At 70.9% G+C, this 21,794-nt stretch carries 21 protein-coding genes and 2 pseudogenes; 13 read left to right on the forward strand and 10 right to left on the reverse strand.

Annotated features, from left to right (window positions below):
• Window positions 1-156 precede the first annotated feature (156 nt).
• Window positions 157-606 (reverse strand): DUF5707 domain-containing protein, encoded by a 450-nt coding sequence (locus tag ACZ8ZB_RS34675; RefSeq protein WP_470741768.1) that lies wholly within the window; start codon window positions 604-606, stop codon window positions 157-159.
• Between the two features lie 1,168 nt (window positions 607-1,774).
• Here ACZ8ZB_RS34675 and ACZ8ZB_RS34680 point away from each other — a divergent pair.
• From ACZ8ZB_RS34680 to ACZ8ZB_RS34690, 3 genes and pseudogenes are all read left to right on the forward strand, one after another.
• On the forward strand, window positions 1,775-2,314 hold the full coding sequence (locus ACZ8ZB_RS34680; RefSeq protein WP_470741769.1) for a hypothetical protein: 540 nt from the start codon (window positions 1,775-1,777) through the stop codon (window positions 2,312-2,314).
• Between the two features lie 2 nt (window positions 2,315-2,316).
• Complete coding sequence (locus tag ACZ8ZB_RS34685) at window positions 2,317-2,862, forward strand: hypothetical protein (protein WP_470741770.1); 546 nt, start codon at window positions 2,317-2,319, stop codon at window positions 2,860-2,862.
• 179 nt (window positions 2,863-3,041) lie between these two features.
• Window positions 3,042-3,237: pseudogene (locus ACZ8ZB_RS34690) on the forward strand (TetR/AcrR family transcriptional regulator); the annotation flags it as partial.
• Between the two features lie 306 nt (window positions 3,238-3,543).
• Here ACZ8ZB_RS34690 and ACZ8ZB_RS34695 read toward each other — a convergent pair.
• Entirely contained in the window at window positions 3,544-3,942 is a 399-nt protein-coding gene (locus ACZ8ZB_RS34695) for a VOC family protein (RefSeq protein ID WP_470741771.1), read from the reverse strand.
• Window positions 3,943-4,035: 93 nt separating this feature from the next.
• On the opposite strand from ACZ8ZB_RS34695, the gene ACZ8ZB_RS34700 reads away from it, so the two are divergent.
• Window positions 4,036-5,049: a helix-turn-helix transcriptional regulator gene (locus ACZ8ZB_RS34700; RefSeq protein ID WP_470741772.1), complete on the forward strand. Its 1,014-nt coding sequence runs from the start codon at window positions 4,036-4,038 to the stop codon at window positions 5,047-5,049.
• Between the two features lie 211 nt (window positions 5,050-5,260).
• Here ACZ8ZB_RS34700 and ACZ8ZB_RS34705 read toward each other — a convergent pair whose 3' ends face one another.
• Complete coding sequence (locus ACZ8ZB_RS34705) at window positions 5,261-6,361, reverse strand: hypothetical protein (RefSeq protein WP_470741773.1); 1,101 nt, start codon at window positions 6,359-6,361, stop codon at window positions 5,261-5,263.
• Between the two features lie 453 nt (window positions 6,362-6,814).
• On the opposite strand from ACZ8ZB_RS34705, the gene ACZ8ZB_RS34710 reads away from it, so the two are divergent.
• From ACZ8ZB_RS34710 to ACZ8ZB_RS34730, 5 genes are all read left to right on the forward strand, one after another.
• Window positions 6,815-7,978 (forward strand): ParA family protein, encoded by a 1,164-nt coding sequence (locus ACZ8ZB_RS34710; RefSeq protein ID WP_470741774.1) that lies wholly within the window; start codon window positions 6,815-6,817, stop codon window positions 7,976-7,978.
• Window positions 7,975-9,111: a ParB/RepB/Spo0J family partition protein gene (locus tag ACZ8ZB_RS34715; RefSeq protein WP_470741775.1), complete on the forward strand. Its 1,137-nt coding sequence runs from the start codon at window positions 7,975-7,977 to the stop codon at window positions 9,109-9,111. The genes ACZ8ZB_RS34710 and ACZ8ZB_RS34715 overlap by 4 nt, the downstream gene beginning before the upstream one ends.
• Window positions 9,112-9,508: 397 nt before the next feature.
• Complete coding sequence (locus tag ACZ8ZB_RS34720) at window positions 9,509-10,852, forward strand: hypothetical protein (protein WP_470741776.1); 1,344 nt, start codon at window positions 9,509-9,511, stop codon at window positions 10,850-10,852.
• Between the two features lie 57 nt (window positions 10,853-10,909).
• Window positions 10,910-11,146: a hypothetical protein gene (locus ACZ8ZB_RS34725; protein ID WP_470741777.1), complete on the forward strand. Its 237-nt coding sequence runs from the start codon at window positions 10,910-10,912 to the stop codon at window positions 11,144-11,146.
• A gap of 226 nt (window positions 11,147-11,372) precedes the next feature.
• The gene (locus ACZ8ZB_RS34730; protein ID WP_470741778.1) at window positions 11,373-11,969 is read left to right on the forward strand and encodes a hypothetical protein; all 597 of its coding nucleotides are present in this window, start codon (window positions 11,373-11,375) and stop codon (window positions 11,967-11,969) included.
• A gap of 181 nt (window positions 11,970-12,150) precedes the next feature.
• Here ACZ8ZB_RS34730 and ACZ8ZB_RS34735 read toward each other — a convergent pair.
• Together ACZ8ZB_RS34735 and ACZ8ZB_RS34740 are read right to left on the reverse strand one after the other, a co-directional pair.
• A pseudogene (locus tag ACZ8ZB_RS34735) lies at window positions 12,151-12,435 on the reverse strand (SAM-dependent methyltransferase); the annotation flags it as partial.
• A gap of 498 nt (window positions 12,436-12,933) precedes the next feature.
• On the reverse strand, window positions 12,934-13,404 hold the full coding sequence (locus ACZ8ZB_RS34740; protein WP_077797483.1) for a nuclear transport factor 2 family protein: 471 nt from the start codon (window positions 13,402-13,404) through the stop codon (window positions 12,934-12,936).
• A 161-nt stretch (window positions 13,405-13,565) separates the two neighbouring features.
• Between ACZ8ZB_RS34740 and ACZ8ZB_RS34745 the strand changes: the two genes are divergently transcribed.
• Complete coding sequence (locus tag ACZ8ZB_RS34745) at window positions 13,566-14,009, forward strand: Rrf2 family transcriptional regulator (RefSeq protein WP_470741779.1); 444 nt, start codon at window positions 13,566-13,568, stop codon at window positions 14,007-14,009.
• A gap of 979 nt (window positions 14,010-14,988) precedes the next feature.
• Here ACZ8ZB_RS34745 and ACZ8ZB_RS34750 read toward each other — a convergent pair.
• From ACZ8ZB_RS34750 to ACZ8ZB_RS34770, 5 genes are all read right to left on the reverse strand, one after another.
• The gene (locus ACZ8ZB_RS34750; protein WP_470741780.1) at window positions 14,989-16,593 is read right to left on the reverse strand and encodes a polyamine aminopropyltransferase; all 1,605 of its coding nucleotides are present in this window, start codon (window positions 16,591-16,593) and stop codon (window positions 14,989-14,991) included.
• Window positions 16,594-16,605: 12 nt separating this feature from the next.
• Window positions 16,606-17,043 (reverse strand): DUF350 domain-containing protein, encoded by a 438-nt coding sequence (locus ACZ8ZB_RS34755; protein WP_470741781.1) that lies wholly within the window; start codon window positions 17,041-17,043, stop codon window positions 16,606-16,608.
• 98 nt (window positions 17,044-17,141) lie between these two features.
• On the reverse strand, window positions 17,142-17,546 hold the full coding sequence (locus tag ACZ8ZB_RS34760; protein WP_470741782.1) for a DUF4247 domain-containing protein: 405 nt from the start codon (window positions 17,544-17,546) through the stop codon (window positions 17,142-17,144).
• On the reverse strand, window positions 17,543-18,049 hold the full coding sequence (locus tag ACZ8ZB_RS34765; RefSeq protein ID WP_470741783.1) for a DUF2617 family protein: 507 nt from the start codon (window positions 18,047-18,049) through the stop codon (window positions 17,543-17,545). Before ACZ8ZB_RS34765 ends, ACZ8ZB_RS34760 begins: the two co-directional genes overlap by 4 nt.
• Before the next feature lie 207 nt (window positions 18,050-18,256).
• Window positions 18,257-19,291: an endonuclease/exonuclease/phosphatase family protein gene (locus tag ACZ8ZB_RS34770; protein WP_470741784.1), complete on the reverse strand. Its 1,035-nt coding sequence runs from the start codon at window positions 19,289-19,291 to the stop codon at window positions 18,257-18,259.
• Window positions 19,292-19,484: 193 nt separating this feature from the next.
• Between ACZ8ZB_RS34770 and ACZ8ZB_RS34775 the strand changes: the two genes are divergently transcribed.
• The 3 genes from ACZ8ZB_RS34775 (at window position 19,485) to ACZ8ZB_RS34785 (ending at window position 21,707) form a co-directional block, all read left to right on the forward strand.
• Window positions 19,485-20,384, forward strand: a complete 900-nt coding sequence (locus ACZ8ZB_RS34775) for a bifunctional helix-turn-helix transcriptional regulator/GNAT family N-acetyltransferase (RefSeq protein WP_470741785.1) — start codon at window positions 19,485-19,487, stop codon at window positions 20,382-20,384.
• A 230-nt stretch (window positions 20,385-20,614) separates the two neighbouring features.
• Window positions 20,615-21,415 carry a GAF domain-containing protein gene (locus tag ACZ8ZB_RS34780; protein ID WP_470741786.1) on the forward strand — a complete coding sequence of 267 codons (801 nt, stop codon included), beginning with the start codon at window positions 20,615-20,617 and terminating at the stop codon, window positions 21,413-21,415.
• 100 nt (window positions 21,416-21,515) lie between these two features.
• Window positions 21,516-21,707, forward strand: a complete 192-nt coding sequence (locus ACZ8ZB_RS34785) for a hypothetical protein (protein ID WP_470741952.1) — start codon at window positions 21,516-21,518, stop codon at window positions 21,705-21,707.
• Window positions 21,708-21,794 lie beyond the last annotated feature (87 nt).

Consider the following 21,794-nt stretch of genomic DNA (forward strand, 5'->3'; position numbering starts at 1 on the left):
GGGGAACCACCGTACGCGGGGGCGGGACGACGAGGTTCTCGGCCATGAGCGGCCGCAGCAGGGTGCGGCGCCGCGGCGGGGTGCGGGGCTCGGGGTGGTGACGGGGACGGCGCCGGACCGGACCGGGCCGGTCCGGCGCCGAGGGCCGGTGACGGGTCAGCGGGTGACGTCGAACGTGGCGGCGCGGGGTACGAAGGTGGTGTCGCCGTCCTTCGCCGTCGCCAGTACGGACACGTGCCAGGTGCCTTCCGCCAGGTCAGCAGCGTCCTGACGGGTCACCTTCAGGGTGTAGGTGCAGCGGGAGGTCTCCTTCGAGGTGCTGCGGCACTCGGCCTTGTCCACGTACCGCATCTCCGGCTCGGTCGGGTCGAGCGCGGAGCCCGCCGGCCAGGCGATGACCCTGACCTCGCGGACACCGGAGTCGTCGCTCACGTCGGCGGTGTGGGAGAGCATGCCCGCGTTCCGCTGGGACGGGGCGACATAGCGGGCGGAGCCGTTCTCCACGGTCGGCCCCGTGGCGGTGGAGGCCATGGCGTAGCCGCCGGCGGCTACGGCGCCGAGGGCGAGGGCGCCGACGAGGGACGGGACGAGAACGCGCTGGGACATGGGTGTTCCCCCTGGGTGCGAGTGGAGTGTCGAGGTGCGGGAGAGTCCGGAGGAACCGGTGGTCGGCCGGGCGCTTTCCCGATGTGATCGAGCCTATGGCCGGGAGCGGGAGTGATCCTCAGGCTGCGGAAGGATCCACCGTGTGGAACCGCGGGTGCAGCGTATGCACCCCAGGTAGGAGAACGGGGTCCGCCTCGAGCCCGAGGACCGCTGCCCGGACGAAGAGCCGCACATGTCCCTGCCCCGGAACGCCGAAGAGGCGCCGACCTGCCCGGCCACCTCGTCCCGGCAGGAAGCTCCCTGAGGTGAAGGAAGCCGTACGGGCCATCGGCGTGCGAAGGGCGTTCGCCCGGATGACGACGGGACCGACCCGGTTCACCTCGGCCGAACGCCCTGTCCCGCGCCGCGACCGCACCCGTGTCGGCTCTCCACCCTGGAGACGTGCCGGCTCACCGTGTGAGGCGAACCCGTCCGTCGGGGTCCTCGAGAAGAGGGAGGCGTGGCTGGGACCGGAACGGGGTTGCTGGAGACATACGCGCGCCTGATCGTTCGGGTGCGTCCACCGTCGTGGCTGACTTTCGGTGGTGCGGGTTTCCTCGGGGCGGGGGGTGCTCCGGGACCGGATCGAGGCGACTGCAGGGAGGGGGCGAAGCCCCTTGAGGCCGGGGTCCCCCACCTGCGGAGCCGTCGACGAGGACGTCGAACGGACGGCCTTCGGGAGCGGCCCGGGAAGCGCAGGAAGACACGGACCCGCACTTATAGAGAAGAGAGAGGATTACGTTTCCGCAGGTCAGATAGGGTGGCGAGGCCTCAGAACATGACTCTCGACGCAAGTTGGGCCTGCTGGACTTGCGCCCGGAGTCAAGTTGCCCCGTATTCATTGCGACTTATGTGCGCAATCTCGCGACGGACTTCGGAACCCTCGCGAACATGTCTCCCAAGTCATGTTCGACGCGCGCAACGCGCAGATAGGTCGCGTCGTTGCTATCTATATGCGCAATCACTACTGTGCTCCGCGTCTAGGTTTCGATCTTGAGGAGCACGTAGCGACATGCCCCCACAGCCTCAGGGGAACCCCCGCCGGGTCCCCGGCTCGTCCCCGCCCCGTGCACCGAGTCCCAGCAGTCCGTACACGGATGCGCTCGGTCCGCGGAAGAACCTCGTCGAGTTGCCCGTAGGACACACGGCGGAGGTGAAGCCCCCGGTCACCGCAGGCGACTTCATCGGCAAGTACTTCTCCCAGGACAGTCTGGAGTTCCTGCGCTGGGCCGCCAGGTACTTCAGGGACGACAACGTGACCCTGTGCGTGCTGCTCTACATGATGGGAAGCCAGGAAGTGGGAGGAGCGGTCGAGCTCAAGCAGGCCGAGATCGCCGCCGAGCTGGACATGAATCCCGCCCAGGTGTCACGGGCCCAGGCCAAGCTGAAGAGGCTGGGGCTGGCCTACTCGCCGAAGAGGGGGGCGATCCAGCTCCAGCCCGCGGTGACCCTCCGCGGAGGCTACCGGCTGATCGAGAAGCCCGTTCGGGGGTCGGCGGCCAAGAGCGTCAAGGTCCAGGTGGAGCAGCTGAGCCTGCTCAACGAGCTGGTGCTCGACCCCCACGTTCCGGAGGAGTTCAGAGGCATGGCCCTCCCCGGTGCGAAACTACCCAGACCATCGTCGAGGACCCGCAAGCGCAAGCGTACGGAGAAGAAGCCGGAGGCGTGAGGATGAGGACTGCAGCGTCTGCGAACCCGGAGCCGCCGGAGCTGACATACGGCACCTTCAACGGCTTCGCCTACATGCCCGCGATGCCGGGGATCGCCTACCGCGTGCTCTTCCGGCTCCTGGGGACCCAGGAGCCGGGAGGGCGTTGCCTGGTCACGGAGGAGGAACTGGCCGAAGCCCTGGACGTGCACCGCTCCATGGTGGGGCGGGGCCTGCAGGCCCTGATCCTCGCCAAGCTGGTGTTCCGCCAGGCCAAAGGCATCTACTTCCTCAACCCGATGATCAGTGGCGCGCGCAGCGTCACCGAGCACCTGGAGGCCATCGGGACGCTCGACCCCGCGGACCGTCTCGACGTCGACGACTACCAGGAGCGTTACGAGGCCTCCGTCGCCCGGGCCGAGCAGGAGAAGAAGGAGAAGCGCCTGGGCCGCGGGAGTTCGTCCGGCCGCCCGAAGCCGGCCAAGGCCGCCGCTTCCGAGGGGACCGCGGAGGTACTGAGCCTCTCGACGGCCCGTGACCGGTCACGGCGGAGGCCGTCCCGTCCCTGACACGACCGGCACACCAGTGAGGCCCCCGCCGAAGCGGGGGCCTCACTGTGTCTAGGTTTCGGAAGGGAGCTTACCTTCCCCTGCGCATCGGTGCCACGGAAGACCTCGACGCCCGCGTCCGCCTCCGAGCCGGACGACCGGCGCCGGTACTTATCACGCCGTGATAATTCGGCCCGCCCGGAGCAGTGATCCGGCACCTGCTGGACTGGACCGGGCGGCAGTTCCGCCCTGGGCCCGCCCGACCCGGACGGCCTTGCCGTCACCCTCGTCTCCGCCTGTCAGGGCATGTCACTCCTGACCGACGCCCTTCGCGACCCGGACATCATGGCCCGCCAGGGAGCGCGTCTCCTCCGCCGGCTCGACTCCCCCGGGGCCTCGGGCCGGACCGTCCGACCCGAAGGGCGAGCACCGATCGAATCCGCCCGCCCACGTCCCCTCGGTCACCCGGGGGGCGAGGGGACGTGGGCAGCGGAGTCAGGCCGCACCGCCCGGGAGACGGCACCTCGATGAGGCAGCGTCGGCGATTATCACGGCGTGATAATCCGGCCCGTGACATCGCCCCGGTGATCCTGCCCATGAGGGCAGCAGAAGGCGGCCGCCGACGGAGGCGTCCTTCGAGGGCAGCGGCGCGCTCCGCCGTCCCCCTGCCGCCGGTGCTCCTGAACGCGGTGGTGCGTGGCGTCAGCGTGCGTACTTCTCGATGGCCGCCGGGGTGACGGGGGTGAAGAAGTTGACGAGGTTGCCGTCGGGGTCACGGAACAGCAGCGAACGGTTGCCCCAGGGCATCGTGGTGGGCCCGTTGACGAAGTCGGTGACGAAACCGGTCAGGTTCCGGTGGACGCGGTCCACGTCGTCGACGAGGAACTCGAGGATCACGCTGTGGTTGTCCGCCGGGCGGGCGGAGCCGGGGGCGAACAGCGGGACGGTGCCGGTGCCGGCGATCGCGAGGGTGGCGCCCGCGGTCCTGAGTTCGGCGAACTCCTCGGTGGCCCACGTCGCCCGCGCCCCGGTAGCGCGCTCGTAGAACTCGACCAGGCGCGCGAGGTCGCTGGTGATGATGCGGACAGAGACGAACTCCATGGGATCTCCTTGGCCGTGCTGGAGGCGTACACCGCGCAGACTAGGAGTAATAGTGGACAGAATCGGTCCTGTAATCGCGTTAGGTTGTGCCCCATGCCCCGACCCACCGCCCGCGTGCTGACACTCCTGGAGCTGCTGCAGTCGGGCGGCACCCGGACGGTGGCCGAACTGGCCGACCGGCTCGGCGTCGAAGGGCGCACCGTGCGGCGGTACGTGAACCAGCTGATCGACCTGGACGTGCCCGTGGAATCGGTGCGCGGCCGCTACGGCGGATACCGGCTCGCTCCCGGGTACCGTCTGCCTCCGCTCATGCTCAGCGACGACGAGGCGCTGGCCGTGCTGCTCGGCCTGGTCGCCGGCCGCCGGGCAGGGCTGACGACGGCGCAGCGCACGGCCAACGAGACCGCATCGGCGAAGATCCGGCGGGTGCTGCCCCGGCACATCGCCCGTCGGCTCGACACACTCCTGGAATCCCTCGCCTTCACGGAGCAGCCCGGAGAGTTCGACACCCCGGACGCCGGGGTCCTGCTCACCCTCGCCGATGCGGTGCACCACCGCCGACCGGTCTCGATCCGCTACACCGACCGAGACGGACGGCCCAGCGAGCGCACGCTGCACGCGTACGGGATCGTCGCGCACGCGGGCCGGTGGTACGTCACGGGCGAGGACGCCCGGATCGGCGAGGACCGCACCTTCCGGCTCGATCGCATCGCGGACGCGCGGGCCCTGCCCGGCTCGTTCGAAGCGCCCGAGGGCCCCGGTCCGGCACAGCGCGTGCTGTCGGCGTTCGCCACGGCCGAGTACCGGCACGAGGTGGCCTTGCGGATCCACGGGACGGTCGAGCAGATCCGCGCCCGCCTGCCTGCCGGCATCGCGAGCCTGGAGGAGCACGAGTCCGCGGCAGACCGGGGCCGGGCGAGCGAGCGCTGGCTGCGCGTCGAGCTGCGGGCGGAGCGGCTCGACTGGCTGCCTCCCGTACTCGCCTCACTCGACCGGCCGTTCGTCATCGAGCGCCCCGACGAACTGCGCGACCTCGTCACCGCGCTCGCCGATCGCCTCGCGTCCTACGCCCGCCAGGCCGCACCACGCGAGGAACCACGCTCATGAGGAGCGCCTCCGGACGAGGCGGACCGGCGATTATCACGGCGTGATAATCACTGACCCCGCGGCACCCCGCGGCATCACCTCTGTGCTCCCGTCCATGAGAGCGGCGGCAGAGGTCCACCACGGCCGGAGCCCCCGCTGTCCGGCGCCGTCTGCTCCAGGTGGCACGGTCCCGGAGAGTCCGGCGACCGGAGGCCGGCCTCCACCCGGCTGCTCAGAAGAGGCCCGCTCGCAGGTGTGACATGAGGTTCTCGAGGATCTCGCTCAACCACGGGCTGCGGACGGCGGGCAGCCGGACCAGAGTGTGCCGGAACACTCCCGAGTCGGCCCGGAACAGGTGACAGGGGCGAGGCGCGGGCGGATCGTCGCGGAGGACGCCGTCGGGCATGACGCCCGACGCGGGGGCGGACAGGTGCGGTTCGGGGGAGACCAGCCACAGCCACACCCCGAACGGCAGCGGTACCCGGTATGCCGAGGTGGATCCGGCCGGGGACCACAGCTCCTCCGTCTGCGGATGGACCGGCACGAGGAGGATGTCCGCGTCCGCGCCGGGGGCGGGAAGTCCCGGCCCGGCCAGGACGGCGCGCCGCGCCGTCGGGCCTGCCGGCAGCAGGGCGTCGAGGGAGCGTTGGAACACCTCCTCGGCCAGGCCGTCCGGGACGGCCACCGGTCGGCCCCCCGAGGCCGCCAGCAGGTGGGCGAGCGCCCGGCCGGCTGCCGCCTCCCACCGCGGACTCCACGACCACCAGTGGTGCGTCCCCAGTCGCGGCCCGGCCCATGCGGTGATCGGCTCGAACGGAGGCGTGCCCTTCCCCTCCGCCGTCAACTCCGCCCAGGAAAGCGGTACGACATCGGAGACGGGGCGGCGGTGCACGGCGTCCGGGGCGAGCCACACGGCCTGCCAGAGCGAGCAGTCGTCGATCCGGCTCGCCACGGGCAGGCCGCACGCCTCGCAGGCCATGTTGGGACCGTCGGCTCCGTCGAGGCCACAGCAGTAACCCCCGGCCCTCTCCGGGATCAGCCGGGTGCCACGGGTGTCTCCGGGAGCGATGACGATCGCTCCGGGCGCGCCGTCGGACAGCGCGTGGACCGGCGCGTGGACGCCGCGGGCCACAGCCTCGTCGGGACCGATCTCCTCCCACGTCCGCCAGGGCGGCCCCCAGGGCTCCGGCTCCACGGCGAATGTGCCCGGCTCCATGAGCACGGGCAGCTGGATGCCGTTCCCGTACTTCTGGTGGGCGTGGGCCGGCAGGGCGACCCGGGACAGCGGGACGGTCAGCTCGGCGCCGCACCCCGCACACATGAAGACGAACACATGCCCTCCGCTGGGGAAAGAGGGGCATCGTCGCAGCTCGGCAGCGGTCGGCCAACGTGTTTTCCCGTCCGCCACAAGGCCGGATCGCGACCCCGGCGTGGAGCGTCGGCGGTGGTCGTGGCGGACGCGGGAGGTGCACCGCCTACTCGCCGAGCATCAGGGGCCGTTCACGGGCGCCGAGGAGGAGGCGGACCGCAGCGACGAGTCGTCCTCGGGACGGCCGACGTCGCTGTGTGCGAACGGCACGCGCCAGGAGGCGGCCCGGTCCCGCAGGGCCTCGATGAGGACCGGTTCACCCCTGAGGCACGCCGGAGTTCGTTCCCATGGGCGCGGTCGCGCCGGACGGTGATTATCACGGCGTGATAATCCGGCGGGGGAGCCCATCGGGTGAAACAGCGTCAGAGCCTGCAAAGCGGGTGTCATTACCCCTGCGGGAGTCAGTATGCTGACGTCATGGCTTCCCCTTACCCCGACGGAGACCGGGAAAAGGTAGCGTCCAAGCTGCCCTCGGCGCTCCAGCAAGCACTCAAGGTCCGCGCCGCCGAGCTCAGCCTGGACATCCAGGACGCCGTCGAGGCGGCCATCACCGACTGGCGCGGCAGCACGAGCGGTGGCGCCGAAGTGGACACCGCCGGTGCGAAGTCGTTCTCCACGTGGCTTCCGCCGGGTCTGTACGAGCAGTTCAAGGAGACCTGCGCCGACCGCGGCGTCTCCTACACCCAGGGCCTCGCCCAGTCGATCCGTGACTGGCTCGACGCGAACCCCTCCCCCCGGCACGGCGCCCGCGGCACCGATCCCGAACGGAAGATCGTCGGCAACCAGAAGGGCGGGGTGGGCAAGACCGCCATCTCCGCCGGCATCGGCGAGGCCTACGCCGAAGCGGGCAAGCGCGTCCTCGTCGTCGACTTCGACCCGCAGGGGCACCTCAGCGAACAGCTCGGGGTCCCCCAGATCGAGCCCAACCACGACAGCCTGGTCTCCCACATGTGCGGCGAAGGCAGTGGAGACCTGCGCGACCTCGTCGTGGAGATAGAGGACCCGCGGTTCGAGAAGCGCCTGCACGTCCTGCCCGCCTGCTTCGACGGGTTCCTCCTCGACGCGAAGATCGCCGTCGTGGCGACGCAGAAGCGCGGCTTCCAGAAGGAAGCGGCCCTCGAGCTGGCCCTGCGTCCCCTGGAAGCCGACTACGACGTCATCATCATCGACTGCCCGCCCAGCCTCGGCATCGCCATGGACGCCGCCCTCTACTACGGGCGCCGGCGGCGCGGCGAAGCCGCCGGCGTCTCCGGGGTCGTCATCCCCGTGCTCGCCGAGGACTCCTCCGCCACCGCCTACGGCATGCTCGCCCAGCAGATCGAGGACCTCTGCGAGGACCTCTCCCTCGAGATCGACTACCTCGGCCTGGTCGTCAACCTGTACGACTCCCGCCGCGGTTACGTCGCCACCTCGTCCCTGGAGAACTGGAAGTCGCTCGGCGACCCGAAGGTCCTCGCCGTCATCGGCGACCTGAAGGAACAGCGCGAAGCGGTCCGCAAGCGGATGCCGCTGCTGTCCTACGCGCCCCACAGCGACCAGGCGGAAGCCATGCGACAGGTAGCGAGGGGAGCGACCCGTTGAGCAAGGCGGACACCCTGGGATCGGCACCCGCGTTCGGCGCGGCCCGCGGCGCCCGGTCCTCCCGGCGCAGCCTCATCGACAAGACCATCGCCGGCGAGGAGTCGACCGCGGCGGCCCTCACCGAGCTGCCGGTCACCCTCATCAGCGACAACCCCGACAACCCGCGCAACCACCTGCGCAACCTCGACGAGACGGTGCAGAGCGTCCGCGAGGTCGGCATCATCATCCCCATCGCCGTGGCCACGGTCGAGGCCTACCTGCGCAACCGGCCGGAGCGTGCCGACGAGCTCGACGCCGGGGCACAGTACATCGTCGTCGACGGCCACCGCCGCCTCGAGGCCGCTCGCCGTGTCGGGATGGCCACCATCCCGGTCCGCGTCGACAACGGGCGGGTGGCCACCGACGAGGCGCTCCTGGAGGCCGCGTTCGTCGCGAACTACCACCGCGACGACATGACGGACCTCGAGGAGGCCCACGCCCTCAAGGGCCTGGTCGACTACTACGGCTCCCAGACCAAGGCGGCCAAGCGGCTGGGCATCCCGCAGAACACCATCTCCAGCAAGCTGTCCCTGCTGAAGCTCACTCCCGAGCTCCAGAAGGACCTGGTGACCGGGGCGCGGAAGGTGGAGCACGTCCGCAACCTCGGCAAGCTGTCCCCCGAGGAACAGAGGGCCAAGGCGGACGAACGGGCGGAGTCGGCCCGCAGGAAGGCGGAGGTCCGGCCGCGGGAAGTCGTCGAGCGCTCGTCGGGCCCCGCCGATTATCACGGCGTGATACTCCCGGAGGCGCCCGCCGGACCGGCCGCTCCGCCGCCTCCTGCGCTCCGGCCCGCCGCGGCCACGCCGTCCGACCGGCGTGAGCAGGCCCCCGAGTCCGTCCCGGAGCCCGCCGCGGAGTCCATCCCGGAACCGCGCACCGGCACCGGGGGACCCAAGGCGGCGAACGCGGAACCGGAGCAGCCCAAGCAGCCGAAGCGGCTCCCGTACGACGACGCCTTCTACTGCGTGCACCATCTCCACCAGAAGATGGAGTCCGGGACGTTCGTCCAGGGGGCCCGGGTGTGGCTGGACATCCTGCGGGAGCAGCACCCGGACGAGTACCAGGCCCTGCTGGCCGAGCTGGCAGCCCGCTAGCAGAACCGCCCGTCGGCCCCGCTCACCTTCCCCCGCGGCAGGGAGCGGGGCCGTTCCGGCTCCCGTGACGTCAGGGAATCCTGCCGTCCGGCAGCGGTCGTCGACCGGGACGACAACCGGCCGGACGGCGGCGGGGCGGCGTCGAGGAGCTCGGGTCCCCCTGATCCGACAGCACCTGCCCGGCCACCCCTCCCTCCGGTGCCACCGACGAACGCCTCGGACCACGTCGTCCCGTGGACGCCCTCGACCGTTCCCCGTGCCGGAGGCCCGCACCTGCGGGGGAGCCGGACGCCGTTGCCGCCGACCCTGTTGTCGGTGGCCTGTTGCATGATGCGGGAGAAGTGACGGCCCGTCCGACGGAGGACCCCGGGGCCGTCGGCGACGAAGGGGGCACACCGTGCGCAGGCCGGTCACGGGCGAGGTGCACGTTCACTACGGTCAGATCTACGTCGAGAGCGATCCGGACAACGCCACCCCGAGCCTCTCCGAGGCGTTCGCGGGCCAGAGCGGGGGACTGTGCGGGGCCGCCGTCCCGGGCGCGCTCTGGCTGCGCACCGGACTGCACACGGGCAACGTCGGCTTCGACGTGGAGGTCCACGACGAAGCCCCTGCGCTGGACCCCGTCTGGGAGGACGTGGTGGAGGTGTCCTTCCGCCCGTCGTCGGAGCGCACCAGCCTGGTGCAGTGGGCGGGCGAGGCCGCGTGGGACCTGGACCTCGCCCGGACCGACTACCGGGTGCGGTACTGCGCCCGGGGGGTGGACGAGGGACGGGAACTCGACACCAGGGGGGACGGGAAGCCGCGGACGGACAGCTACCTGCTGCAGTTCTGGCCCGCGCCGCCCTCCCCGGACCGCGTGATCCGCCAGACCTCACAGCAGGCCGCGTACTGGCACGGCCACGCGCGCGCCCTTCCGCCGCCGCCCACACCCGAGCAGCGCGCCGAGACCGAACGCCTGGCCCGCCAGGCGGAGGAACGGGCCGCGGAGGAGCGGCGACTGCACCACGAGAGGTGGGTGTGGGGCGGACGGCTGCCGAGCGAGGGGCTGCGCGGTGCCCGCGGGAGCAACGTCCGCGCTCTGCTCCGCTTCGACAGCGACCTGGTGCACGCCCTGGATGCCGCCGGCCCCGACGTCCAGCGTGCGGTGGCGTTGCTGGCCGCCCGGCGGGCCTGCGAGAGGGCGGGCCTGACCGACGTGCCGTGGGTCGTCGACGCGCTCACCGCGCTGGCACAGGAACGTCCGCTGCCGCCGCCGTTCGACGACCGGGACCGGCTGTGGGAGGCCCTGCGCTCCGACCCGCGCGTACCGGAGCGGTCGGTGCTCGAGGCGGTGCCTCCGGAGCGGCCGCCCTACCAGCCGCCGCCCCGTTCGGCGGAGGTGACAGCCGGGTGGGAGTGGGTCCCGGCCGATGAGTCGGACGATGACCTGCCGAGGCGGCCGGGCCTCGGCCGGCTGCTCGGCAAGCTCGTACCGACGACGTCCGCCGACCGGAGCGCGACACCGGCCGCGAGCGCGGAACACGGCTCCGCCGTGGTGGTGCGCCCCGCCGTCGCCCCGCGCAGCCCTCGCCGGATCTCACAGCCGCACTTCGCCCTTCCCGCCGTGCACGCCGCAGCCGGACCCGCCCCGCTCAAGGCGGCACTGGACGCGGTGTCGCACGCGGTGCACACGTACGGCGAGCACTACCCGGAGCTGCTGGAGGAGATCAGGTCGGTGTGCACCGGGACGGCGGGGGAGTAGGCGGGCCTTCCCGCGGCCGCGGCCGGGCTGAGCGGTGACGTCGAAGGCGCGATCGCCGTGTACCGGCAGCCGGGCGACTCACCAGTCCGTCGCAGCCACGGCGCGGTCGAACCGGCGTGGCTCCTGGCCCGGCACGGCCGGGGCGACGAGGCGATCGCGGTGATGCGCACGCTCGTGGACTCACCCGGCGGCGCGGACGACTGGCTCGTCGACACGCTGTGCACCCCGTACGCCGACCACGGCCATGCCCGGTTCGGGAGGGCGCCCCGCTCCACGGACGTGCGGTGTCGATGAGCTGGGGAGGCACCGGGTCCCTTGCCAGGACAGCGTCGGGGTGCTCTTGGTGAAACGTACTGGTCATGCGGCAGACGGGTACCGAGGTCATCCGCCGGTCGGACCACTTCGTCGACCGTCGGACGGAGCCGAGCCGGCCTTCAGGGCGATGATCGGAGCCCCCGTGACTGGGATCTTCCTTACTGAACGGGCCGAACAAGTAGTTCATCCAAGCCGAGGACCGCCCATGCAGCAGTTCCAGCACGCCGAAGCACCCACTACCGTCCACCCCGGACGCTTACGCGCCGCATGGCGGGCGGCCCACGAGCCCGTTGCCGGAGTGTCACGACGGATGCGGCGCGTGGCCTATGCCGTGCCCTTGGCCGTCCTTCCTTCCAGCATCTGGCGGCTCCCGTCCGCGTTCGGCGACGGTCACGGACTCGGCGAACGGATGTACGTCGTCTTCCTGTCGGTCCTGTCCGAGGTCTTCGCGTTCGCTGCGATCGGTCTGATCGCCCGCTGGGGTGAGGTGTTCCCCCGCTGGATCCCGTTCCTCCGCGGCCGCCGGGTCCCGAGAAGGGCGGCCGTCCTCCCGGCCGCCATCGGAGCCGCGGGCCTCACCCTCCTGTTCACCCTTCTGTTCATCGTCTCCGAGGTCAGGGGCACCATGATCCGAGGTGGTGACCTGCCGGCCGACTACCCCAGCCGAGCCGGCGGCTGGGAAGCTGCTTGGTTCTTCTTCTGCTACGCGCCGCTGACCCTGTGGGGGCCGCTGCTGGGCGTGCTGACCGTCGCGTACTGGAAACGCCGTTCCGCGGCCGAGAGGACACCTGCAGCGGCGTGAGACCGTCGCCGCCTCGATGCCCACTCCGGAGATCAACGAAGCCAGGTGGCTCTGTCCGTGAGGGGGAGCAGTGCTCCGACGGCACTCCGGAAGGCGTGCGGCGCCTGGCCGGCGAGCCACGTGCTCACGAGTTTCGGCAGCGCGGAACAAGCCCGACGGGCCGCTCGCGCGGCGTCTGGGTTCAGTCCTGGTGCCGCACCAGGGCGTAGCGCCAGAACAGCCGGCGGCGCAGTCGTGCACCGGGCAGCACGCGCCGGGCCTCCCGGACGATCTCGGGAAAGCTCATGGTCGCCGGCCGGACGGGCGCCGTCATCGAGACCGGTGGACGTGCCGTGCGGCCCTTGTTCCTGAGCCGGCCCGTGACGGCGTTCAGCGGAAGGGCGGCGGCACCGAGCAGATGGTCGCCGGGAGTCCGCGCACGCCGGAGACCGACGACCACCAGCGTCCCTCCGGGCGCCAGGCGCCGACCGGTCCGCGAGCTGACGCACCTGTTGGCCGACGCGTCGGAATCGGCCGCGGTCGCCGCCGCCGGCCACCCCGGGCTGCCTCCCGACCACATGCACCGGCTCCTCGCCCTGACGGGCCTGTGAGACCGACACGTGCGCTGCGAGCAACCACTGTGGGCCTAGCTCCTCGACCGGGCCGCGGCCGACCGGTTCGCGGGTGGTGCGGACGAAGCAGGCGTCCTCGGGGTGGAAGCGGATCTGCGCGTAGGCGTGGTAGCCGCCCCCGGGGTGTCCGGCCAGGTAGCACAGCGGTACCAGGCCCGGTGCGGCATCGGCGCCGGCCAGACCGCGCAGGGCGACGCCGGCGATGCCGTCGGGGAACAGCGCATCGCTGTCGATCAGGGCTGTCCCGAGCCGCGTGCCCCCGGTACGCAGTGCGTGGGTCGGAAGAAGCAGCGCCGGACGTGCGGCCCGAAGAAGGGAGTGTCTTGTCGCACACTCGGCGCTGACCGGCGGAGTTACGCCGTTGTGGCTGCTGTCTCGGTGGCTTCGACTGCGGACTTGAAGTCAGGGTGGACCCCGATTTGATCAAGCCACACGCTCATCAAGTTGTAGCAGTTGAACCTTTCGATCTTTCCGTCACGGAGGTACCAGAGGTCCGCCGCCGGCACGTCGATCCGGTTCCCGGTCGGGGGGATCTCGCCGACCGGAGTCGGGAACCCTCCGAGATGCGTGCCCTGGATTCGCAACTCGACGGCGACGACATCACCGAAGGCATGTACCTCGAGCAGCTCACGGTGTACATCGGGGAACGAGCGGGCGAGGCCCGCGATCACCTGAGGAATCTGCTCCCCGCGGAAACTCTGCGAGGTCGACATGTCGTTGAACGACCCGTCCTCGGTGAACAAGGCCAGGAAACCGTCACCGTCGAGAACGTTCCCTTCCGCGAGCCGGTAAGCCTCGCGAATGATCTTTTCGTTACTTTCCATTCCTGTTCTCCTTTGAATTCGCAACACGCTCACGGTCCGCGCTTGTCCGTGATCGGCCCTTCCCGGCTGTCGTAACGATAATCGTTACGACAGGTTGTCGCAACCTTCACTGTTGCGACTGTGCTGTCGTAACATGGAGCGTTGCGACCGGAGGAGGGGTCATGAGCGCCAACAGCAGGCTGACCATCGCCGCCCACGCACTGGCCTGGATCGGTCTCTACCAGCGCCAGGGCCACGATGTCGCCACCTCCGAGCAGATCGCGACCAGTGCGAACACCAACCCCGTGGTGATCAGACGGCTGCTCGGCGAGCTGCGCAGAGCCGGACTCGTGGAGTCCCGGCGGGGCGCGGGCGCGGGCTGGTCGCTGGCGCGCGAGCTGGAGTCGATGACCCTGCTCGACGTGTACGAGGCAGTGGAACCCGGCCCACTGTTCGCGATGCACCGCACCGCCCCGGACCAGGGGTGCGTGGTGGGTCACGGCATCCAGCCGGCAATGCGGGGCATCTACCAGGACATCGAGGAGACCCTGAGACACGAACTGGCCCGCGTCACGCTCGAGAAGGTACTCGGGGACGTACTCGCGGCACCTCGCCAGCCTCTCTGATCAGCTGGGCGACACCGTGCGAACCGTGGGGTTCGGCGTGGGTTCTGCCCACCGGGGCGGAGTGACGTGAGCGTGGAGATGGAATCCCGCGCCGAACGCGTTGGATCCGCCGCCGGAACAGACGGCGGGCGCAGGCCGAGCTCACCGCGGACCAGGCCGTGCTCGTCCAGCGGCTCTACGACGACGAGCGGGAGAAGACCGTCCAGCAGATCCCCGACAGATTCGGCGTGCCCCGTTTTACGGTGCACGGGCACCTCGACTAGGGCATCGGACCGTCCAGGCCGCACCGGACACCCCGGGGCGTGAGGAAACCCGCCCCCGCCTTCCCCGACCACGGACCCGATCCGTGCCGCCCGACGCGGAGCGAACGCGGGTGACCAGCGCATCCACAACCGTTCGGGATGCGCCAGTTGACCAGGTTCGTGTCCAAGGCTCACTCCTGCTCACTGATTAGGAACGGTTGTAGACAAGCCCCACAGCGCAGGGCTGGAACACCGGGCGGTGATCAACGAACTGGTAGAAGGAATGGGCATCGTCGGGGTTGACGGCGTACCCCCTCGTCAGCCCAGTCCTCGGGTGGCACTCCGGTCACCGTCCAGGCCCACGTGCTCCGGTCGTTGATGTCGAACTCCACAAACAGCTCCTTCCGCACCAAACGACACTATTCGTGGACCCATCCTGTCCGACTCCCGTGAGTCCACTCAAGGACCGACCGCAGCCGCTTCACCGGCCCACCTCAAACGGTGGACGGCACCGCGAGCTGAACACGTCCACCTCGTACGAGCTCGCCTGCGCTACGACCGGCGTGACCGCTCGCCGCGTCCTTGGCGCCGGCCCCGGGGATCCCGCCCGGGACGTTCGCGCCGCCCAGGTCGATCCGAGGGGGCTGCCGACCGCCGGCGACCGGAGGGTCATAGGACCTACGGGCGCGAGCGAACCCGTCCCCGCCCACCACGCGGGTGATCCCGGGCGTGGGCGGTCAGTAGTTCTTCCACTCGTCCAGCACGTACTCCAGCACGGCCGGCTCCATCAGCGTGCTCGGCCGTACGTCCTGGCGGCGGCGGTCCACGGGGAAGACCGCGGCGGCCTTCAGGACCGCCTCGTCCAGGTAGCGCAGGCGCGGGGCGTCCGATGCCAGCCGCAGCGGCGGGGACGTGCCCTCGCCCGGGGCGGCCAGGACGAAGCCCCAGTTGCCGAAGCTCGGTACGTCGACCTGGAACTGGGTGGTCGAGTAGCCCGCCGTCTCGATCGTCTTCGTGATCGACCAGTACGTCTTCGGTGCGAAGAACGGCGACCCGCTCTGCACCATCACCCTGCTCCGCGGTGTCAGGACCTGCTTGAGCAGGTGGTAGAACTCCACCGAGTACAGCTTGGCCAGCGCCGCCGTGTCCGGGTCGGGGAAGTCGATGACGACCGCGTCGTACGGCCGGCGGGCGTCGCGCAGCCAGTTGAAGGCGTCGGCGTTGACGACCTCGACCCTCGGGTCGTCGAGCGCCTCGTCGTTGAGGTCGCGCAGGGGCTCGTAGTCGCGCGCGAGCCGGGTCATCGCCGGGTCCAGTTCCACGAGGGTGACGTGCCGTACGTCGTCGTAGCGCAGCACCTCGCGCAGGGCGAGCCCGTCGCCGCCGCCCATGATCAGCACGTTGGCGCGGGAGTCCGCGAGCGCGGGGTGGACGAGGGACTCGTGGTAGCGGTACTCGTCGACGGAGCTGAACTGGAGGTCGCCGTTGAGGAAGAGCCGGATGTCCGGTTCGCCGGTGAAGGCCGTGGAGCGGGTGACGACGATCTCCTGGTACGGCGTCGTCTCCGCGTGGACGATCGGGTCCCGGTACATCTGCTGGCGCGCGGTCACCTCCAGGTCGTCCGCGAGCGCGTACGCCGTACCGAGCACGGCCAGCACCGCCGCGACCCCGGCCAGCAGGGCGCCCCGCACCCGGCGCCGCATCTGCCGGCGGAAGATGAACACCACCACGATGACACCGGCCACCGCGTTCACGCAGCCGACCACCAGCGCGCCCTTGAGCTGGCCGAACGTCGGCAGGAGCCACAGCGGGAAGCCCAGGCCGCCGACCAGCGCCCCGATGTAGTCGACGGCGAACATGTCGGCGACCGCGCTGCCCGCCTCCTGCCGCCGGATCCGCTGGAGCATGGTCATCAGCAGCGGGATCTCGGCGCCGATCAGCAGGCCGACGGCCACCGCGACCACGATCATCGCCGGGGTGTACAGCTGGAGCCAGGCGAACGCCGAGTACAGCACCAGCACCGACAGCCCGCCGACCAGCGCGAGCACGCCCTCCACGAGCGCGAACGCGCCCACCGCGCGGCGGCGCAGGGGTTTGGCGGCGAGGGAGCCGAGCCCCATGGCGAACACCATCACGGAGATCACCACGGAGGTCTGGAGCACCGAGTTGCCGATGAGGTAGCTGCCCAGCGCGGTCAGGGCCAGCTCGTACACGAGGCCGCAGGCCGCGCAGAGGAAGACGGCGAGCAGCAGCAGGAAACGAGCCCCCCGGGTGGGCTGCGCGGCCGGGGGGCGGGAGGGTGTCGCGGTGGTGTCGCTGCCCTGCACGGTGGTGGTGCTCATCGAGGGGCGTCGTTACGAGATCGCCGCGCCGACCATGAACCCGGTGCCCAGGTACATGCCGGCCTGGACCCAGGCGGCGGGGTGCGGACGGCCGTCCTGGTCGTCGAGGACGACCGCGCCCATCTGGCCCGGTGTGAACAAGCCGATCACGATGCCGACGACGGTCATCACCAGCACCCCGGCCAGGCCGTACAGCAGCGTGCTGAGCAGGCCGTGGCCGAGGCCCTGCTCGGACTCGCTCGCCTCGATGGCCTTCATGATGACCAGACCCACGGCGACGGACTGGCTGCCCAGCAGGACGGCCGCGCCGCGGTTCCGGTCGGTCCATACCACGTGGTACAGCTTGCCCGGCGTGACGAGGTCGAGCGCGATGAAGCCGACGGCCATCACGACGAGGCCCACGACTCCGTAGAGCAGGGCCTGGCCGGTCGACTCGAAGATCTCGGTCACTGCGTTGCCTTTCTTGGGGGCGGGGTCGGGGCGTGATCCGGTGGTGTGCGGGAGGGACGGGGGATGCGTCGGCGGATGGGCCGGCCGGTCACCGGGCGCTACTTGCCCTCGCCGGGGCCGCCGCCGCGGAAGCTCGCGCTGTCCGGGTCCGGCCAGTAGGTGAGGTGCCGCTGGTGGCGGTGGTAGCCGTTGCGGTAGTCCTCGATCTCGATCAGGCTGCCGCTCCGGTACGGCGAGACGGTGACCATGTCGTCGCGGTAGCGCAGGAACTCCATGTTGTCGCCGGAGGCACGGTCCAGTTCCGTCCGCTCGGCGCGGATCGCTTTGGAGACCTCGCTCGGGGTGCTGTCCGGGTCCACCCAGTCCGCTCCGGTCGGGGTGTAGGTCTTCCTGATCCACTCGCGCGGGACCGCGTTGTCGTCCCCGTCGCCGGAGCAGGCGGTGAGCAGGGGCGCGGCCAGCAGGGCCGCCACCGCTGCGCGGACGAGTCGGGCGCTGTTCATCGGGCCTCCAGCCGGCTGTGCGTCGATACGATCTGGCCGTTCTGCGGATACGTGTGCCAGGTGCGCCAGGCGAGTCCGGTGCCGTACGGTCCCCCGGCCGGCTCGACGACCACGGCCGTGACCGCCTCCGGCGAGCCGGGGAAGACCCCGCACAGGCTGTGCTCGGCGTCGGTGGCCCGGCCGAGGACCTGCGCCACCTCGGCGCTGAACTCCTCGGGGGCCAGCCGGCGGGTGGTGGCGCCGAATTCGTAGACCCAGCCCGGCAGGTGCTGGGTGCAGGTCTCGGGCAGCCCCTTCACCGCGCCCCGCAGACAGGCCACCGTCTCCCGCACGGGCCCGGCGAACACCTGGTGCGAGGCCCCGAGCAGCCGCAACCGCACATCCAGCCCGCGGAGCGACACCACACGTTCTGCCAGCGCCGGACGCTCCGTCAGGCTCAGCGAGAAGCAGAGTTGATCCGCGTCCGTGTCCAGATAGGGGGCGTCCAGAGAAACGGCGTACACACGGCCCCCCGGTCGTTTCCTGCCATGATCGGCGCTCGAGTATGGCACAGGCGTTCGCGGGACTGGAGGGGCGGGGGAGGGAGGGGAGGCGCGGGGACACCGGGCAGGGCCGGCCCTCCCGGACACGGCCGCGGGATCGGTGAGCGCCGGTGTCACGGCGCCGCGGTGTCGCCCTGCCGCGCGCACCCCCGCCGGTCCTGTCCCTGGTCAGGCGGCCCGGTCCTCCTCCTGCTCCGGCAGCAGCGCCAGTACCGCGACGACCGCCCGGTGGTCCGTACCCGGCACGGTGCGCTCGCCGACGGAGACCCCCGCCAGGCCGGAACCGTGCAGGACGTGGTCCAGCTGGATCAGAGGGGGGACGAGGGCGTGGCCGACGGGCCAGGTGGGGGCCCATCCGCGGCCGAGTTCGGCATGGGTGTCCGTGAGGCCGGCCGCGAGCAGCTCCCGCATCGGGGTGTGGTCGAGGGAGGCGTTGAAGTCGCCCAGGAACACGGTGTCCGGGCCGCTGCGCCGGGCCAGGGAGGTGAGGGCGGTCATGTCCCGTGTCCAGCGCTCCGGGTCTCCGAGCGGGTAGTAGGTGTGAACGGCCACGAACCGCACCCTGTGCCCGCCGACCGCGACCTCGGCGGTGGTCTGGGGCCAGGCGGTGTCGATACGCGTCGTGCCGCCGTGGGACAGCGGGTGCCGTGAGTAGAGCGAGGAGTCGTACCCGGGGTGGAGTTCCCGGTACGGCATCAGCTTGCCCAGGCCCGCCCCGTCGAGCGCGTCCACCCCTGACGGGGGCATCTGCTCCACGGCCAGCACGTCGATCCGCTCGGTGCGGACCAGCTCCACCAGTGCGCGGGGATCGGCGCCGCCGGCGTTCACGTTGACGGTGGCGACACGCAACCGGGCCGATCCCGTCGGCACGTGCCGGTCCTCGGGTACGAACCGCGGTGCCAGCAGCGCCACGTGGGCGACCACCACGGCCGCGGCGACGGCCACGGCCCACCGGGACCGCAGGGCGGGGACCGCGGCGACCACGCCCAGCACCAGCACACCGAGAACGGTCGTATGGGGGAGGAGCACCACGGGCATCGCGAGCGGTGTTCCCGCGTCGAGTCCCGTCAGCCGGACGACGAGCAGAGCGGCGGGTACGGCGAGCACGACGCCACAGCCCAGCAGCCCCCACACCCGTCCGCGCCGGCCGGGCGTCCGCCGCCGGTCCGAGTCGTGCGGGGCGTCGGTGACCGTGCCCGTCATGCGTCCTCACTCCGGAGTCGTGCCCGGCAAGATCACCGGTTCCCGGTACGGGGACGCCGGCACGGGCGCGCACGGTTCCGGTCGCGGACGGCTGCCCGGCCCCTCCGTCGGAGGCATCCCACCGCTGCCCGGCGACGCGGGCGCCTCCCGCCGCCACTTGTCCCGGAGCATTCCTCTGACTAAGGTCAGAGAAATGGAGAAGGGGCAGGTGGAGCAGGTACGGCGCTTCAACCGGGCGGTCGCCGGACGGGTGGGAGTGCTGCACGACCGCTACCTGGGCGGCACGCGCCCCTACGGTCAGGCACGGCTGCTCTGGGAGATCGGCGACGGGGACACGCACGACGTCCGCGGCGTGCGGGACCGGCTCGACCTCGACTCCGGCTACGTGAGCCGGCTGCTGCGGGCGCTCGAGCACGACGGCCTCGTCACGGTCGAGCCCCACCCCCGTGACCGACGGGTGCGCACCGTACGCCTGACCGAGACGGGCCGGCGGGAGCGTGCCCTCCTCGACGCCCGCAGCGACGCCCTCGCCGCCTCGCTGCTCGCTCCCCTCGACGCCCGGCAGCGGGATCGGCTGACGTCGGCCATGGCCGAGGTCGAGCGGCTGCTGACCGCCTCGGTGGTCTCCCTGGCGGTGCTCGACCCCGCCCACCCCGACGCCGCGCACTGCCTGCGCTCCTACGCCGCCGAACTGCGCGAGCTCCTCGAGGGCGGCTTCGACCCCGCGAACAGCCTGCTGCCCGACCCCGGTGAACTGCGTGCGCCGCGCGGCCTGTTCCTCGTCGCCCGGCTGCACGGCGAGCCGGTGGGCTGCGGCGGGCTCAAGCTGCCGGCCGGCGCCCCCGCGGAGATCAAACGGCTCTGGGTCTCCCCACGGGTACGAGGCCTCGGCCTGGCCCGGCGCCTCCTGGCCGAACTCGAGGAACGCGCCGCCCGCCACGGCGGCGAGCTGGTGCGGCTCGACACCAACGAAGCCCTGGAGGCCGCCACACGCCTCTACCGCAGCAGCGGGTACACCGAAGTCCCCGCCTTCAACGACGAGCCCTACGCCCACCACTGGTTCGAGAAACGACTGCCCCCGAAAGCACAGTAGGAGCGAGGGGCACTCCTCGACCTCGTATCGTTTCCGTGCGATCGTGATCGGGAAAGCGGCTCGAACGGTCATTCAGGGGGCGTGCGCGCTTGCGGCGTGCGCCATCCGTGCTTCACTGTCACCCGTTCACCCGGCGGAGCAGTTTCCCCTCTTTCCAGGAACCGCGCATAACGCGATGCCGTCACCGTTGACACCGCCCTGAAAATGTCAACGGAAGGCTGTCTGCACTGGTGCTGAACAAACTGCTGGGCCCCAGAAGAATGAAGCCCTGGGGGGTGGCCACCCTCAGTGCCGTTTCCGTCGGACTCCCCACTGTCCCGGCCTTCGCCGCGAACAGCCTGGGCGTCTACTACATCGTCACCTGCGTGCTCTGCGCCTTCACGGCTTCCTTCTTCACCCTGAACACCAGCCAGAAGAAGATCGAAGCCGACAGGTCGGTCGTTCTCGAAGCCGCTCTCGAGCCGATTTCGCGCCTCGTGGGAGAAATGCTCGTCGACCCTGCGGGATTCGAGGAGAAGCGGGAGAAGGCCCTGAAGCGGCTCGTCGAAACCGCAGGCCAGCTGGCTCATGCCGACGCGGCGAGCGGTCTTTACTGGCTGGCTGAGAACAATGACGAACTCCACCTGGAATCCGCCAACGATCAGGCGACTCAGCGACACTTCCAGGAAAAGTTCACACAGAGTACCGAAAAGGGAGGCTTCCTCGTGGGGGTCGCTCTTTCCACCCTCGGACGCCCGGTCTCGGACATCCGCGACGATTCCGACCGTGAGCGCGTCTACATGGCCGAGGACTGCCGCAGCGCCCTCTTCGTCCCCGTGCGGGCCGGCGCGACGAAACGGGGTCTCCTCATGATCCAGGCGCTCAAGCCGGGGCACATCCCCGCGAACTTCCGGGAGGACAAGCGCCTCAAGTCGGTCGTGAACCTGATCGGTGTCGTCAGGGAGCTGAGGAATCCCTCTCCTGTCACGGGGGCCAATGTTCCCAGCCAGAACAAGCCTCCGGCGGACGACCCCGAAGGCGCCCCCTCATGACACAGTGCGAACACGGTCAGTTTGCGGATATGCGCACACGGTTACACCTTCCTTGTGTAGAACGGGTACGCGCAGCATTCCGACCTACTCGGGGGCCAGCATGAGTCACAGCAAGCACACACTCACCGTGACCCACAAGGACGCGGACACCGCCAACCAGTGGGTCAACGGGCAGCTGAGCAGTGCGGACTACTTCGCCGAGGCACGCAAGGAAGCAGCCTCGCGCGGCATCGCGGGACGTCTGCTGTGCGCGGTGCGGGAAGCGTGCGCGCGCCTCGTCCGGCACTCGTGAGAACCCGCGGGTGAGGCCGGACCCCGCCGCCACCGGGACGGGCCTCGACACCACTCCGCGACGTCCGATCATCGAGGGGGGCCCGGC

This window comes from Streptomyces sp. 12E (assembly GCF_055633275.1).